The organism is Micrococcus lylae NBRC 15355 (genome assembly GCF_001570885.1).
Lineage (GTDB): Bacteria > Actinomycetota > Actinomycetes > Actinomycetales > Micrococcaceae > Micrococcus > Micrococcus lylae.
The window spans coordinates 31,255-47,754 of sequence record NZ_BCSN01000002.1; the positions used below are offsets into that span (position 1 = coordinate 31,255).

General features: G+C 68.4%; 10 protein-coding genes. 1 reads left to right on the plus strand and 9 read right to left on the minus strand.

The window, feature by feature from the left end; translation table 11 throughout:
• Positions 1-53: 53 nt before the first annotated feature.
• From tuf to rpsL, 4 genes are all read right to left on the minus strand, one after another.
• Entirely contained in the window at positions 54-1,244 is a 1,191-nt protein-coding gene (gene tuf / locus MLY01S_RS00985) for an elongation factor Tu (RefSeq protein ID WP_067188451.1), read from the minus strand.
• 290 nt (positions 1,245-1,534) lie between these two features.
• Positions 1,535-3,649 (minus strand): elongation factor G, encoded by a 2,115-nt coding sequence (gene fusA / locus MLY01S_RS00990; protein ID WP_067188455.1) that lies wholly within the window; start codon positions 3,647-3,649, stop codon positions 1,535-1,537.
• Between the two features lie 127 nt (positions 3,650-3,776).
• Positions 3,777-4,247: a 30S ribosomal protein S7 gene (rpsG, locus tag MLY01S_RS00995; RefSeq protein WP_067188458.1), complete on the minus strand. Its 471-nt coding sequence runs from the start codon at positions 4,245-4,247 to the stop codon at positions 3,777-3,779.
• Positions 4,247-4,621, minus strand: a complete 375-nt coding sequence (gene rpsL / locus MLY01S_RS01000; RefSeq protein WP_067188459.1) for a 30S ribosomal protein S12 — start codon at positions 4,619-4,621, stop codon at positions 4,247-4,249. Before rpsL ends, rpsG begins: the two co-directional genes overlap by 1 nt.
• A gap of 321 nt (positions 4,622-4,942) precedes the next feature.
• Between rpsL and MLY01S_RS01005 the strand changes: the two genes are divergently transcribed.
• Positions 4,943-6,118 (plus strand): lipid II:glycine glycyltransferase FemX, encoded by a 1,176-nt coding sequence (locus MLY01S_RS01005; RefSeq protein WP_245232123.1) that lies wholly within the window; start codon positions 4,943-4,945, stop codon positions 6,116-6,118.
• Between the two features lie 224 nt (positions 6,119-6,342).
• Here MLY01S_RS01005 and MLY01S_RS01010 read toward each other — a convergent pair whose 3' ends face one another.
• The 5 genes from MLY01S_RS01010 to rplA all read right to left on the minus strand — a co-directional run bounded on the left by MLY01S_RS01010 (position 6,343) and on the right by rplA (position 16,451).
• Positions 6,343-10,233 (minus strand): DNA-directed RNA polymerase subunit beta', encoded by a 3,891-nt coding sequence (locus MLY01S_RS01010; RefSeq protein ID WP_067188463.1) that lies wholly within the window; start codon positions 10,231-10,233, stop codon positions 6,343-6,345.
• Between the two features lie 80 nt (positions 10,234-10,313).
• Complete coding sequence (gene rpoB, locus MLY01S_RS01015; RefSeq protein WP_067188465.1) at positions 10,314-13,820, minus strand: DNA-directed RNA polymerase subunit beta; 3,507 nt, start codon at positions 13,818-13,820, stop codon at positions 10,314-10,316.
• A 391-nt stretch (positions 13,821-14,211) separates the two neighbouring features.
• On the minus strand, positions 14,212-14,601 hold the full coding sequence (gene rplL / locus MLY01S_RS01020; RefSeq protein WP_067188467.1) for a 50S ribosomal protein L7/L12: 390 nt from the start codon (positions 14,599-14,601) through the stop codon (positions 14,212-14,214).
• Positions 14,602-14,677: 76 nt separating this feature from the next.
• Positions 14,678-15,193 (minus strand): 50S ribosomal protein L10, encoded by a 516-nt coding sequence (gene rplJ, locus MLY01S_RS01025; protein ID WP_067188469.1) that lies wholly within the window; start codon positions 15,191-15,193, stop codon positions 14,678-14,680.
• A gap of 553 nt (positions 15,194-15,746) precedes the next feature.
• Entirely contained in the window at positions 15,747-16,451 is a 705-nt protein-coding gene (gene rplA, locus MLY01S_RS01030) for a 50S ribosomal protein L1 (RefSeq protein WP_067188471.1), read from the minus strand.
• Positions 16,452-16,500 lie beyond the last annotated feature (49 nt).

Consider the following 16,500-nt stretch of genomic DNA (forward strand, 5'->3'; position numbering starts at 1 on the left):
GGGCCGTCGTCGCTGTGATCGGCTCAGGGAGCCGACCGGCTGCGATCAGACGATCACTTGGTGATCTTGGTCACGCGGCCGGAGCCCACGGTGCGGCCACCCTCACGGATGGCGAAGCCGAGGCCCTCCTCCATGGCGATCGGCTGGATGAGCTCGACCGACATCTCGGTGGTGTCGCCCGGCATGACCATCTCGGTGCCCTCCGGCAGGGTGATGACGCCGGTGACATCGGTGGTGCGGAAGTAGAACTGCGGGCGGTAGTTCGAGTAGAACGGGTTGTGGCGGCCGCCCTCATCCTTGGACAGGATGTAGACGTTGGCCTCGAAGTTGGTGTGCGGGGTGATCGAGCCCGGGGCCACGACGACCTGGCCGCGCTCGACGTCGTCACGCTTCAGGCCGCGCAGCAGCAGACCGCAGTTCTCGCCGGCCCAGGCCTCGTCGAGCTGCTTGTGGAACATCTCGATGCCGGTGACGGTGGTCTTCTGCAGGTCGCGGATGCCCACGATCTCGACCTCGGAGTTGATGGCGAGGGTGCCGCGCTCGGCACGGCCGGTCACCACGGTGCCGCGGCCGGTGATGGTGAAGACGTCCTCGATCGGCATCAGGAACGGCTTGTCGCGGTCGCGGACCGGATCCGGGATGTACTCGTCGACGGCGGCCATCAGGTCCTGCACGGACTTGACCCACTTCTCGTCGCCCTCGAGGGCCTTGAGAGCGGAGACGCGCACGACCGGAGCCTCGTCGCCGTCGAACTCCTGGGAGGACAGCAGCTCGCGGACCTCCATCTCGACGAGCTCGAGGAGCTCCTCGTCCTCGACCATGTCGGACTTGTTCAGGGCCACGAGCAGGGCCGGCACACCGACCTGGCGGGCCAGGAGGACGTGCTCACGGGTCTGGGCCATCGGGCCGTCGGTGGCGGCGACCACGAGGATGGCACCGTCCATCTGGGCAGCGCCGGTGATCATGTTCTTGATGTAGTCGGCGTGGCCCGGGGCGTCCACGTGGGCGTAGTGACGCTTCTCGGTCTGGTACTCCACGTGGGAGATGTTGATGGTGATGCCGCGCTGGCGCTCCTCCGGAGCGGAGTCGATGGTGGCGAAGTCACGGGCCTCGTTCAGGTCCGGGTACTGGTCGTACAGAACCTTCGAGATCGCCGCGGTCAGGGTGGTCTTGCCGTGGTCGACGTGGCCGATGGTGCCGATGTTGACGTGCGGCTTCGTGCGCTCGAACTTTGCCTTTGCCACAGTTCCTCCTAGAACGTGTTCATCATCGCGAAGACTTGAAGATTTCATGCAGCGTCGCAGGGCGTGCTGACAACTCTCCCGAGTCTACGCGTCGATGTGGTGTTGGGAAAATCCCGGCGGATGTGAGGACCAGTCCGGTTCCAGGCCAGCAGTGCCGCCTGAAGCGGACCGGACCTGACCCGTCCTGTGCGGGAGCCGCGCCGCCGGGGTGGTGCGGCTCCCGTGCTTCCCCGCGGCCGCAGCGCGTGCGGCCGCGGGGAGCAAGTCGGTTTCCGACGTGTGACCTGGGGTCACTCGCCCTGGGACTTCTCGATGATCTCGTCGGCGACGGCCTTCGGGACCTCGGAGTAGGAGTGGAAGGTCATCGAGAAGACCGCGCGACCCTGGGTGCGGGAGCGCAGATCGCCGATGTAGCCGAACATCTCCGACAGCGGCACGAGGGCCTTGACGACCTTCACGCCGGTGGCGTCCTCCATGGACTGGATCTGGCCACGGCGGGAGTTCAGGTCGCCGATGACGTCGCCCATGAACTCCTCCGGAGTGCGGACCTCAACGGCCATCAGCGGCTCGAGGAGGACCGGGTTCGCCTTGCGCACGCCCTCCTTGAAGGCCTGCGAGCCGGCGATCTTGAACGCCATCTCCGAGGAGTCGACGTCGTGGTAGGCGCCGTCGAGGAGGGTCGCCTTCACGCCGACCATCGGGTAGCCGGCCAGCACGCCGAACTGCATGGCGTCCTGGATGCCCGCGTCCACCGACGGGATGTACTCGCGCGGCACACGGCCGCCGGTCACGGCGTTCTCGAACTCGTAGACCTCGCCGTCGGCGGTGTCCAGGGGCTCGAACTTGAGCTGGACCTTCGCGAACTGGCCGGAGCCGCCGGTCTGCTTCTTGTGGGTGTAGTCGACCTTCTCGACGGTGCGCTTGATGGTCTCGCGGTACGCGACCTGCGGCTTGCCCACGTTGGCCTCGACCTTGAACTCGCGCTTCATGCGGTCCACGAACACGTCGAGGTGCAGCTCGCCCATGCCGCCGATCTCGGTCTGGCCGGTCTCCTCGTTGAGGTTGACGCGGAAGGTCGGATCCTCGGCGACGAGCTTCTGGATGGCGGCGGAGAGCTTCTCCTGGTCGCCCTTCGACTTCGGCTCGATGGCCACGGCGATCACCGGCTCCGGGAACGACATGGACTCGAGGATGATCGGGTGGTCCGGGTTGCAGAGGGTGTCGCCGGTGGTGGTGTCCTTCAGGCCGATCACCGCGTAGATGTGGCCGGCGACGACCTCCTCCACCGGGTTCTCCTTGTTGGCGTGCATCTGGAAGAGCTTGCCGATGCGCTCCTTCTTGCCCTTGGTGGCGTTGAGGATCTGCGCACCGGTCGCCAGACGGCCGGAGTACACGCGGATGAAGGTGAGGGTGCCGAAGAACGGGTGCGAGGCGATCTTGAAGGCCAGGGCCGAGAACGGCTCCTCCTTGGACGGCTCGCGGGTGAGCTCCTCGTCCTCGTCGTTGACGGCGTGGCCCTTCACGGCACCGGCGTCGAGCGGGTTCGGCAGGTAGGCGACCACGGCGTCGAGCATCGGCTGCACGCCACGGTTCTTGAACGCGGAGCCGCAGAACACCGGGTAGGCCTCGGCGTTCACGGTGAGCTTGCGCACGCCGGCGACGATCTCCTCTTCGGTGAGCTCCTCGCCCTCGAGGTACTTCTCCATGAGCTCCTCGTCGGCCTCGGCGACGGCCTCGAGCAGCTGGTTGCGGTACTCCTCGGCCTTCTCCTGCAGGTCGGCCGGGATCTCCTCGGTCACGTACTCGGCGCCCATGGTCACGTCGCCCTTGGCGTCGCCCGGCCACACGAAGGCCTTCATGGAGATCAGGTCGACCACGCCGACGAAGTCGTTCTCGGCGCCGATCGGCAGCTGCATCACGAGCGGCTTGGCGCCGAGGCGGGAGACGATGGTGTCCACGGTGAAGTAGAAGTCGGCACCCAGCTTGTCCATCTTGTTGACGAAGCAGATGCGCGGCACTTCGTACTTGTCGGCCTGGCGCCACACGGTCTCGGACTGCGGCTCCACGCCCTCCTTGGCGTCGAACACGGCGACGGCGCCGTCGAGCACGCGCAGGGAGCGCTCCACCTCGACGGTGAAGTCCACGTGGCCGGGGGTGTCGATGATGTTGATCTGGGTGTTCTTCCAGAAGCAGGTCACCGCGGCGGAGGTGATGGTGATGCCGCGCTCCTTCTCCTGCTCCATCCAGTCGGTGGTCGACGCACCGTCGTGGGTCTCGCCGAGCTTGTGGTTCACACCCGTGTAGAAGAGGATGCGCTCGGTGGTGGTGGTCTTGCCGGCATCGATGTGCGCCATGATGCCGATGTTGCGGACCTTGTTCAGGTCGGTCAGCACGTCCTGTGCCACGGTGTCTCCCTTGTGTCGGGTGGGGTGGGGGCTCGTCAGAGTGGTACGGAGAAGGCCGCGGGGATCACTCCCCGGCGGCGGAGGGCCCGGAGCGCGGAGGACACCTCCCCGCCCCGGGCCGACGACGTCACCAGCGGTAGTGGGCGAAGGCCTTGTTGGCCTCGGCCATCTTGTGGCTGTCCTCACGGCGCTTCACGGCGCCGCCGAGGCCGTTCGACGCATCGAGGATCTCATTCATCAGCCGCTCGGTCATGGTCTTCTCGCGGCGGGCCTTGGAGAAGCCGACCAGCCAGCGGAGGGCCAGGGCGGTGGAGCGGCCAGGCTTGACCTCGACCGGGACCTGGTACGTGGCACCGCCGACGCGGCGGGAGCGCACCTCCAGGGCCGGCTTGATGTTGTCCATGGCCTTCTTCAGGGTGGCCACCGGATCGTTGCCGGTCTTCTGACGGGTGCCCTCGAGGGCACCGTAGACGATGCGCTCGGCGGTGGACTTCTTGCCGTCGACCAGCACCTTGTTGATCAGCTGGGTGACCAGCGGGGAGCCGTAGACGGGATCGACGACGAGGGGGCGCTTCGGCGCGGGACCCTTACGAGGCATTACTTCTTCTCCTTCTTGGCGCCGTAACGGGAGCGGGCCTGACCGCGGTTCTTGACGCCCTGGGTGTCGAGCGCGCCGCGCACGATCTTGTAGCGCACGCCGGGCAGGTCCTTCACACGACCGCCGCGGACGAGCACGATCGAGTGCTCCTGCAGGTTGTGACCCTCGCCCGGGATGTACGCGGTGACCTCGATGCCGCCGCTGAGGCGGACACGGGCGACCTTGCGCAGCGCCGAGTTCGGCTTCTTCGGGGTCGTGGTGTACACGCGGGTGCACACGCCACGACGCATGGGGTTGCCCTGCAGCGCAGGGGCCTTCGTATTGACGATCTTCGGTGAGCGGCCCTTGCGGACCAGCTGCTGAATCGTAGGCACTCTTCAGCCTTCCTGTGTTTCGGTGATCGCTGACGTGATCTGCCGAGCCGGCAGGCCAGAGGGCCTCGGGTTCGGCGGCTGCTCGTTCCTCGTTCTGCCTCTCCTGTGGGGCTCCATGAGCAAACGTCCGCAGGCGTGCAAAAGTGTGGCATTCGTTGCGCAACTTCCCCGCAACCCGGACCGCGTCCATACTGCCACACGAAAAACAATCGGATCGAGAATACCATGCGCGCCCACACGCGCCAACACGGGGTGCGAGAGGACACATCGGCCGGGCCGCGATCCCGGGCGCTCCCCGCGCCCCCGCCGTAGACTGGCCGCGTGACACCCGAACCTGATGCAGCACAGACGACCCCGTCCGCCCCGTCCGGTCCTTTGACCGTGCGCGGCATCGACGAGGCTCAGCACACCGCCTTCCTCGCCCGCCACCCGGAGGCCTCCTTCCTCCAGAACCCGCGCTGGGCCAACGTGAAGACGGACTGGCGCGGCCAGTCCGTGGGCATCTTCCGCGGCACCGAGCTCGTGGGCGCGGCCCTCGTGCTCGCCCGCCCCCTGCCGGTGCCGGCCCGCGTGCCCGTGCTGGGCAAGGCCTTCCTCGCCTACATCGCCGAGGGACCGGTCCTCGACGAGGGCGTACGCCTCGTGGACGCGCTCACCCCGCTGGTGCAGCTGCTGAAGTCCCAGGGCGCCTTCCTGGTCCGCGTGGGCCCGCCCGGCGTGGTCCGCACCTGGGAGGCGGACACCGTCCGCAAGTCCCTCACGGACCCGCAGTACACGGTGCTCACCGACCTGCCCTGCGAGGTCACTCCCGGCGCCCTCGAGCTGCAGGACGAGCTCCGTGCCGCCGGCTGGCAGGCCCCCGAGGTCCTCGAGGGCTTCTCCGCGGGCCAGCCGATGTTCCAGGCCCGCATCCCGCTGAAGGACCTGGACGTGGACGGCGTGCTCACCCGCATGTCCGGCTCCTCCCGCAAGCGCACCCGCCGCTCCACCCGCAACGACCTGGACGTCGTCACCGCCGGCGTCGAGCGCCTCGGCGAGTGGGAGGCCCTGCAGGACGAGACCGCCGAGCGCGACAAGTTCACCGGCCGACCCAAGGAGTACTTCCAGCGCGTGATCGAGCAGCTGGGCGGCTCTGAGATCGCCGACGTCACCTACTACATCGCCGAGTACGAAGGGGAGCCGGTCGCCGCGGCCTTCCACTTCCGCCAGGGCCACATCTGCTACCGCCCCTACTCCGCCTCCTCCCAGAAGGAGCGCAAGCGGGACGCCCCCCGCCTGTTGCAGCTCACCCAGATCGAGGCCGGCATCGCCGACGGCTGCCACTGGCTGGACCTGGGCGGCGTGCCCGGCTCCGTGGACCACGAGAACCGGATCACCGGCCTCACCGAGTTCAAGACGACGCAGGGCGCCAACATCGTGCAGACCCACGGAGAGTGGGACTTCCCGGTCAACAGGCTCCTCGCCAAGGCGTTCACCCTGTACATGTCGCGTCGCTGACGCGTCCGCTCCCGGGAGCCCACGGCCCGGCGCCCTCCGCACGGAGGGGCCGGGCCGTCGTCGTTCCCTATGCCGTCCCGGCGCGGCACGACGACGGCACCCGCCTCCGCCCGCCGGTCCGCCCCGTCCCCGGCGGGCACGGCGGAGGGCCCGCCCCTCCCCCGCCTTGCGGGAGCGGGACGGGCCCTCAGCTCAGCCGACCGGACCGACGGGTCCGGACCGGGTCAGGCGCGGAAGTCGCCGCCGCGGCCGTAGTCGTCCAGGGTCATGGCGTGGAAGTCGCCGCCCATGGACTGGTCCAGGCCCGGGTAGTCGAAGTCCGCGAAGCCGGAGGGCGAGGTGAACAGGTTCGCCTTCGCCTCCTCGGTCGGCTCCACCACGGTCTGGGTGTAGCGGTCCAGGCCGGTGCCGGCCGGGATCAGCTTGCCGATGATCACGTTCTCCTTCAGGCCCAGCAGCGGGTCCTCCTTGCCCTCCATGGCGGCCTGCGTGAGCACGCGGGTCGTCTCCTGGAAGGACGCGGCGGACAGCCACGAGTCGGTCGCCAGCGAGGCCTTGGTGATGCCCATGAGCTCGTCACGGCCGGAGGCCGGCTGACGGCCCTCGGACACGGCGGCGCGGTTGGCGGCCACGAAGCGGACGCGGTCGGTCAGCTCGCCCGGCAGCAGGTCGGTCTCACCGGACTCGATCACAGTGATGCGACGCAGCATCTGGCGGACGATGACCTCCACGTGCTTGTCGTGGATGCCCACACCCTGGGACTGGTACACGTTCTGCACCTCGTCCACGAGGAAGCGCTGGGCAGCTCGGGGGCCGAGCACGCGCAGCACCTGCTTCGGGTCCACCGCACCGGCCACCAGCTGGGTGCCCACGGCCACGTGCTCGCCGTCCTCCACCAGCAGGCGCGCACGGCGCAGCACCGGGTAGGCGATCTCCTCGGAGCCGTCGTCCGGAGTCAGGATCAGGCGGATCGAGGTCTCGTCGTCCTCGACGGTCACACGGCCGGCGACCTCGGAGATCGGGGCCATGCCCTTCGGCGTGCGGGCCTCGAACAGCTCCTGGATACGCGGCAGACCCTGCGTGATGTCGTCCGCGGACGCCACACCGCCGGTGTGGAAGGTACGCATGGTCAGCTGGGTGCCCGGCTCACCGATCGACTGGGCGGCGATGATGCCCACCGCCTCGCCGATGTCCACCATCTGGCCGGTGGCCATGGAGCGGCCGTAGCACTTCGCGCAGGTGCCCACGGCGGACTCGCAGGTGAGCACGGAGCGCACCTTGATCTCGGTCACGCCGGCGGCCACGAGCTCGCCGATCAGGACGTCGCCCACGTCGGCGCCGCCCTTCGCCACCACCGTGCCGTCGACCTCCACATCGGTCGCCAGGGTGCGGGCGAACGCCGAGTTCTCCACCGTCTCGTGCTGCCGCAGCTCGCCGTTGGCGTCGGCCACGGCGATGGTCACAGCCAGGCCGCGCTCGGTGCCGCAGTCCTCCTCGCGGACGATGACGTCCTGGGAGACGTCCACGAGACGTCGGGTCAGGTACCCCGAGTTCGCGGTCTTCAGCGCGGTGTCCGCGAGGCCCTTGCGGGCGCCGTGGGTCGCGATGAAGTACTCGAGCACGGACAGGCCCTCGCGGTAGGAGGACTTGATCGGACGCGGGATGATCTCGCCCTGCGGGTTCGCCACCAGGCCGCGGATGCCCGCGATCTGGCGCACCTGGAGCCAGTTGCCTCGTGCACCGGAGGTCACCATGCGGTTGATGGTGTTCAGCGTCGGCAGGCCGGCACGCATGGCCTCGGCGACCTCGTCGGTCGCCTTGTTCCAGATGTCGATCAGCTCGGAGCGACGCTCGTCGTCCGCGATGAGGCCCTTGTCGTACTGGGCCTGCACACGGCGGGCCTGCTCCTCGTAGCCCTCCATGATGGCGGCCTTGTCCATGTCCGAGGTGATGTCGGAGATGGCCACGGTGACTCCCGACCAGGTGCCCCAGTAGAAGCCGGCGTCCTTGAGGTTGTCCAGCGTCTGGGCGGTGACGGCCATCGGGTAGCGCTCGGCCAGGTCGTTGACCAGCTTGCCGAGGGTGCCCTTGGTGGCCTGGGTGTCCAGCCACGGGTAGTCGGCCGGCAGCAGGTCGTTGAAGATGACCTTGCCCAGGGTCGTCTCGATCAGGGCGGGCTCACCCTCGTTCCACTCCTCGGGAGCGGACACGGCGGCCGAGGGCACGAAGCCCTCCACCGCGATCCTGGCCGGGGCGTTCAGGTGCAGCTCGCCGGCGTCGAAGGCCATGATGGCCTCGGCGACCGAGGAGAACTCGCGGCCGGCGCCGACCTCGTCCTCGCGGACGGTGGTCAGGTGGTTCAGGCCGATGATCATGTCCTGTGCGGGGACGGCCACGGCGCGGCCGTCCGACGGCTTCAGGATGTTGTGGCTCGAGAGCATGAGCAGTCGGGCCTCGGCCTGGGCCTCCGGCGACAGCGGCAGGTGGACCGCCATCTGGTCGCCGTCGAAGTCCGCGTTGAACGCCGAGCAGACCAGCGGGTGCAGCTGGAGGGCCTTGCCCTCGACGAGCTGCGGTTCGAAGGCCTGGATGCCCAGACGGTGCAGGGTGGGTGCGCGGTTCAGCAGCACCGGGTGCTCGGTGATGACCTCTTCGAGCACGTCCCACACCTGGGGGCGGAAACGCTCCACCATGCGCTTGGCGGACTTGATGTTCTGCGCGTGGTTCAGGTCCACGAGGCGCTTCATCACGAACGGCTTGAACAGCTCCAGCGCCATCTGCTTCGGCAGGCCGCACTGGTGCAGCTTCAGCTGCGGGCCGACCACGATGACCGAACGGCCCGAGTAGTCGACGCGCTTGCCGAGCAGGTTCTGGCGGAAGCGGCCCTGCTTGCCCTTGAGCATGTCGGACAGCGACTTCAGCGGGCGGTTGCCCGGACCGGTGACCGGGCGGCCGCGACGGCCGTTGTCGAACAGGGAGTCCACGGACTCCTGGAGCATGCGCTTCTCGTTGTTCACGATGATCTCGGGGGCACCGAGGTCGAGCAGGCGCTTCAGGCGGTTGTTGCGGTTGATCACGCGACGGTAGAGGTCGTTGAGGTCGGAGGTCGCGAAGCGGCCGCCGTCCAGCTGGACCATCGGGCGCAGCTCCGGCGGGATCACCGGGACCGCGTCGAGGACCATGCCCTCCGGGGAGTTGTCCGTGGTCAGGAACGCGTTGACGACCTTCAGACGCTTCAGGGCGCGGGTCTTGCGCTGGCCCTTGCCGGTCTTGATGGTCTCGCGCAGCATCTCGGCCTCGGCCTCGAGGTCGAAGGTCTCCAGGCGCTTCTGGATGGCCTCCGCGCCCATGGCACCGGTGAAGTACTGGCCGTACTTGTCGCGCATGGCGCGGTAGAGACCCTCATCGCCCTCGAGGTCGGCGACCTTGAGGTTCTTGAAGCGGTCCCAGACCTGCTCCTTGCGGTCCAGCTCCGCGTCCGCACGCTTGCGGATCTGCGCCATGGTCTTGTCCGCGGCGTCGCGGGCCTTCTTCTTCTCCGCGGCCTTGGCGCCCTCGGACTCCAGCTTGGCCAGGTCCTTCTCCAGGTCACCGGCGATCGCGGCGATGTCCGCGTCGCGCTGCTCGGCCAGGACACGGGTCTCCTGGTCGTGCTCGGCCTGCAGGTTCGGCAGGTCCTTGTGGCGGGCCTCCTCGTCCACAGAGGTGATCATGTAGGCCGCGAAGTAGATGACCTTCTCGAGGTCCTTCGGGGCCAGGTCCAGCAGGTAGCCCAGGCGCGAGGGCACGCCCTTGAAGTACCAGATGTGGGTCACGGGGGCGGCGAGCTCGATGTGGCCCATGCGGTCGCGGCGCACCTTGGAGCGGGTCACCTCGACGCCGCAGCGCTCGCAGACGATGCCCTTGAAGCGCACGCGCTTGTACTTGCCGCAGGCGCACTCCCAGTCACGGGTCGGGCCGAAGATGCGCTCGCAGAAGAGCCCGTCCTTCTCCGGCTTGAGGGTGCGGTAGTTGATGGTCTCCGGCTTCTTCACCTCGCCGTAGGACCAGCGGCGGATGTCCTCCGCCGTGGCCAGGCCGATGCGCATCAGGCCGAAAGAGTTGTCAGTGGACATGCTGTGAACGGTCATGTTCCGGTGAACTCCTCAGTTCAGTGGTTCTCAGGTGACGTCTTGTGGGTGCGGGAGCGAGGGGCTCAGACTTCCTCGACCGAGCTCGGCTCGGCGTGGGACAGGTCGATGCCCAGCTCCTCGGCGGCCCGGAAGCTCTCGTCATCCGAGTCACGCATCTCGACGGTCTGCCCGTCCGCGGAGAGGACCTCCACGTTGAGGCACAGGGACTGCATCTCCTTGATGAGGACCTTGAAGGACTCCGGAACGCCCGGCTCCGGGATGTTCTCGCCCTTCACGATGGCCTCGTACACCTTCACACGCCCGTGGATGTCGTCGGACTTGATGGTCAGCAGCTCCTGGAGGGTGAACGCGGCGCCGTACGCCTCGAGCGCCCACACCTCCATCTCGCCGAAGCGCTGGCCACCGAACTGGGCCTTTCCGCCGAGCGGCTGCTGGGTGATCATCGAGTACGGGCCGGTGGAGCGCGCGTGGATCTTGTCGTCCACGAGGTGGTGCAGCTTCAGCATGTACATGTAGCCGACGGAGATCGGGTCCGGGAACGGCTCGCCGGTGCGGCCGTCGAACAGCCGGGCCTTGCCGTCGGTGCCCATCAGGCGCTCGCCGTCGGGGGTCACGTTGACATGGCCCAGCAGGCCCTCGATCTCGTAGGCCTCGGCACCGTCGAACACCGGGGTGGCGACGTTGACCGGTCCGGACTGCCGCGGGAAGTTCGGCAGGTCCTTGATCCACTCGGGCTCACCCTGGATGTCCCAGCCGCGGGAGGCGGCCCAGCCCAGGTGCAGCTCCATGACCTGGCCGAGGTTCATTCGGCCCGGCACGCCCAGCGGGTTCAGGATGACGTCCACCGGGGTGCCGTCGGCGAGGAACGGCATGTCCTCGACCGGCAGGATCTTGGAGATGACGCCCTTGTTGCCGTGACGGCCGGCCATCTTGTCTCCGTCGGTGATCTTGCGCTTCTGCGCGACGTAGACGCGGACCAGCTGGTTCACGCCCGGAGGCAGGTCGTCGTCCTCGTCGCGGTCGAAGATGCGCACGCCGATGACGGTGCCGGACTCGCCGTGGGGCACCTTCAGCGAGGTGTCGCGCACCTCGCGGGACTTCTCGCCGAAGATGGCGCGCAGCAGGCGCTCCTCCGGGGTCAGCTCGGTCTCGCCCTTCGGGGTGACACGGCCGACGAGGATGTCGCCGGCCTCCACCTCGGCGCCGATGTGGATGATGCCGCGCTCGTCGAGCTGGGACAGCACCTCGTCGGACACGTTCGGGATGTCCCGGGTGATCTCCTCGGCGCCCAGCTTGGTGTCACGGGCGTCGACCTCGTACTCCTCGATGTGGATCGAGGTCAGCACGTCGTCGGAGACCATGCGCTGGGACAGGATGATGGCGTCCTCGTAGTTGAGGCCCTCCCACGGCATGAACGCCACGAGCAGGTTCTTGCCCAGGGCGAGCTCGCCGTTGTCGGTGGCGGGGCCGTCGGCGATGATGCTCAGCGGCTCCACGCGGTCGCCCTCGGACACACGCACGCGCTGGTTGTACGCGTTGCCCTGGTTCGAGCGGGCGAACTTCATGATCGGGTAGTGCGTGGTGGTGCCGTCGTCGTTCATGACGGTCACCAGGTCGGCGGCCACCTCGGTCACGACGCCGGCCGCGGTGGCCGTCACGGAGTCGCCGGCGTCCACGGCCACGTACTTCTCCATGCCGGTGCCCACGTACGGGGCCTCGGACTGCAGCAGCGGCACGGCCTGGCGCTGCATGTTGGCGCCCATGAGCGCGCGGTTGGCGTCGTCGTGCTCGAGGAAGGGGATCAGGGCGGTCGCGGCCGACACCATCTGGCGCGGGGAGACGTCCATGTAGTCGATGTCGTCCACAGCGGACAGCACCGGCTCGCCGCCGCCGCCGCGCTGACGGCAGAGGACCAGGTCCTCGATGAAGCGGCCGTCCTCGCCCACCGGCGCGTTCGCCTGCGCGATCTGGCAGCCGAGCTCGTCGTCCGCGGTCAGGTAGTCGACCTTGTCGGTGACCCTGCCGTCCTCGACGCGACGGTACGGGGTCTCGATGAAGCCGAAGGAGTTGATGCGACCGAAGGTCGCGAGCGAGCCGATGAGGCCGATGTTCGGCCCCTCAGGGGTCTCGATCGGGCACATGCGGCCGTAGTGCGACGGGTGGACGTCGCGGACCTCCATGCCGGCACGGTCGCGCGAGAGGCCGCCCGGGCCGAGCGCGGACAGGCGACGCTTGTGCGTCAGGCCCGCCAGCGGGTTGTTCTGGTCCATGAACTGGGACAGCTGGGAGGTGCCGAAGAACTCCTTGATCGACGCCACGACCGGGCGGATGTTGATCAGGGTCTGCGGGGTGATCGCCTCGACGTCCTGGGTGGTCATGCGCTCACGCACGACGCGCTCCATCCGGGACAGGCCGGTGCGGATCTGGTTCTCGATCAGCTCGCCCACGGCGCGGATGCGGCGGTTGCCGAAGTGGTCGATGTCGTCGATCTCGACGCGCACGTCCACGTCCTCGCCGTCGTGGGTGCCCTTGATGGTGGACTCGCCGGCGTGCAGGGCGCAGATGAAGTGCACCATCTGGGCCACGTCGTCCTCGGTCAGCACAGTGGAGTGCGGATCGGACAGCGGCACGTCCACGCCCAGCTTGCGGTTGAGCTTGTAGCGGCCCACCTTCGCCAGGTCGTAGCGCTTCGGGGTGAAGTACAGGTTGTTCAGCAGGGTCTGGGCGGCATCCACGGCGGCCGGCTCTCCCGGGCGCAGCTTGCGGTAGATGTCGAGCAGGGCCTCGTCCTGGTCCGCGGTGCCGTCCTTCTCCAGGGTGGCGCGGATGGAGTCGTACTGGCCGAACTCCTCGAGGATGCGGGACTCGGTCCAGCCCATGGCCTTGAGCAGCACGGTCACCGGCTGCTTGCGCTTGCGGTCCAGGCGGACGCCCACCTGGTCGCGCTTGTCCACCTCGAGCTCGAACCAGGCGCCGCGCGAGGGAATGATCTTGGCGGAGAAGATCTCCTTGTCCGAGGTCTTGTCCGGGGTGCGCTCGAAGTAGGCGCCCGGGGAGCGGACCAGCTGGGACACGACGACGCGCTCGGTGCCGTTGATGATGAAGGTGCCGTTCTTGGTCATGAGCGGGAAGTCGCCCATGAAGACGGTCTGCTGCTTGATCTCGCCGGTCGTGTTGTTCATGAACTCGGCCTTGACGTACAGCGGCGCGGCGTAGGTGGCGTCGCGCTCCTTGCACTCCTCCTCCGGCATCTTCGCGTCCGCGAACTCCGGCTCGGAGAACGACAGGGACATGGTCTCCTGGAAGTCCTCGATCGGGGAGATCTCCTCGAAGATGTCCGTGAGGCCGGAGGTCACCGGCACGGAGTGGTCGCCGGCGGCCTGGGCCTGCTCGGCGCGCGCGGCCCAGCGCTCGTTGCCGACGAGGCGGTCGAAGGAGTCGGTCTGCAGCGCCAGCAGATCGGGCACGTCCAGCGGCTCGGCGATCTTGGCGAAGGAGATGCGACCGGCGGAGGCGCCGGAACGCGGGGAGACGGAAGCGGTTTCGTTGGAGGTGCTCGAGGCGACCACGTAGGATCCTTCCACAGGCTTTCGGGGGTCCGTGTTCGGCTCTCCCAGAACGGCCCAGATGCCGTGTGCGGGCCCACCGCCATATGAAGGCCACGCTCGTCCGCGCCGTCGGCCCTGAATCGACGGTCTGTCGTCAGGGCGCGCGGAAGCAGGGAGATGCAAAGATCTAGAGTATCGCCCCATACCACGGTTGTCCACCGGGCCCGCGTCACCTCGGCTCCGCGTGGCGGGCAGGGAGCCTGCCCGCCTCCCCCGCGGCCCTTCCCGACGACGGATGCTCGCCTTCCCCGGGGTCGTCGCCGACCGCCCCCGGACACGACGCGACCCCCGCTCCGCAAGGGCGGAACGGGGGTCGGGTGCGAAGCTCAGATGCGGCGCGAGGCCGCGATCATCACTTGAGGGTGACGGTGGCGCCGGCGCCCTCGAGCTGCTCCTTGGCCTTGTCGGCGGTCTCCTTGTTGACGCCCTCGAGGACCGGCTTCGGGGCGCCGTCCACCAGGTCCTTGGCCTCCTTCAGGCCGAGGGAGGTGAGGGCGCGCACCTCCTTGATGACGCCGATCTTCTTGTCGCCGGCGGCCTCGAGGATGACGTCGAACTCGTCCTTCTCCTCGGCGGCGGCGGCCTCGCCGCCGGCAGCGGCACCGCCGGCGGCGGCAACGGCGACCGGGGCGGCAGCGGTGACGTCGAACTTCTCCTCGAACGCCTTGATGAACTCGGAGAGCTCGATGAGGGTCAGCTCCTCGAAGGCGGCGAGCAGCTCGTCGGTGGTCAGCTTGGCCATGATGGCTCCTTTACGTGTTTGCTACGTGAAGTAGGTGTGGATGAGGGCCGCGCGGCCCATCGGGTGGGTAGGACGCTCAGGCGTCCTGCTTGGCGCGCAGCGCCTCGACCGTGCGGACGGACTTCGACAGCGGGGCCTGGAACAGGGCGGCGGCCTTGTTCATGGAGCCCTTCATGGCGCCGGCGAACTTGGACAGCAGCACCTCGCGGGACTCGAGGTCCGCGATCTTCTTGATGCCGGCCTCGTCCAGAGGCTGGCCGTCCATGTAGCCGCCCTTGAGCACGAGCTTGTCGTTGTCCTTGGCGAAGTCACGCAGAGCCTTCGCGACGTTGACCGGGTCACCGGTCACGAAGGCGATCGCGGTCGGACCGGTCAGGTGGGACTCGAGCCCCTCCACGCCGGCCTCCTTGGCCGCGATCTCAGTGAGCGTGTTCTTCGCCACGGCGTAGGTCGCGTCCTGACGGAGGGCGTCGCGAAGCTGCTTGAGCTCGCCCACCGTCAGGCCACGGTACTCCGTCAGCACAGCGGCGCTGGACTCACGGAACAGGTCCGCGAGCTCGGCCACCGCCGTCTTCTTTGCAGACGTCGCCATGGCACTCCTCTCAATGGGATCTTCATTCGGAACCGCGCGATCCCCACAAAGAGAAACGCCCCGTGCAGGTGCACGGGGCGCGGCGGGACGGCGGGCTCCACGAAGGAGTCCATGTGTCAGCGCGTGCCTCACGTTTCACCTGCGCAGGTCGCCTCCGCTCGGAGGACCTTCGGCGGCTCTCCTGCCCGAGGGCATGGAGCACCGCAACCGGCGGTCTTCGGTTCGACCATCGTATCCCATGCGCGCCCCGCGCGCCAAACCGCCCTGCGCGCGCCGCGCGCCCCGCGCGCCAAACCACCTGCGCGCGCCTCACACGTCGAGCCAGAAGAATCGGCCCCTTCCCCGCGCGGCGAAGCAGCCGTTCCTTCTGGTTCGGCGCACAGGGTCCCGACCATGGTTCGGCGCACAGGGTCCCGACCATGGTTCGGCGTACAGGGTCCCGTGCGTGGTTCGGCGCACAGGGCCCCCGGACACGGCAACGGCCGGCCGCCTCCGCAGGAAGGCGACCGGCCGTCGTCGTGGACGGTCAGGCGACCGTGTGATCAGGCGAGGATCAGCCCTCGGCCTCGGCCTTGGTGGCGCTCGGGTCCATCGGGACGCCCGGGCCGAAGGTGGTGGCCACGGTCGCCTTGGTGATGTAGCGGCCCTTGGAGGAGGCCGGCTTCAGACGGAGGATCTCCTCCAGGGCTGCGGCGTAGTTCTCGGTCAGCGCCTTCGCGTCGAACGAGGTCTTGCCGATGATGAAGTGCAGGTTCGAGTGCTTGTCGACGCGGAAGTCGATCTTGCCGCCCTTGATGTCGGTCACGGCCTTGGCCACGTCCGGGGTCACGGTGCCGGTCTTCGGGTTCGGCATCAGGTTGCGCGGACCCAGGACCTTGCCGAGACGGCCGACCTTGCCCATGAGCTCCGGGGAGGCCACGGCGGCGTCGAAGTCGACCCAGCCGCCCTGGACCTTGGCGATGAGGTCGTCGTCGCCGACGAAGTCGGCGCCGGCCGCACGGGCGGCCTCGGCGCGCTCACCGGTGGCGAACACGACCACGCGGGCGGTCTTGCCGGTGCCGTTCGGCAGCGACACCGAGCCGCGCACCATCTGGTCGGCCTTGCGCGGGTCGACCGAGAGGCGCATGGCGACCTCGACGGTGGCGTCGGTCTTCGACGGGTTGGTCTCCTTGGCCAGGGCGATCGCCTCGGCCGGGGAGTACAGGCGATCCTCGATCGCGGCCTTGGCGGCCTTGTATGCCTTGCTGCGCTGTGCCATCTGCGTTTTCTCCTTGTGCAGTTGTGGTCTGCGGACCGCGCTCGGTCCT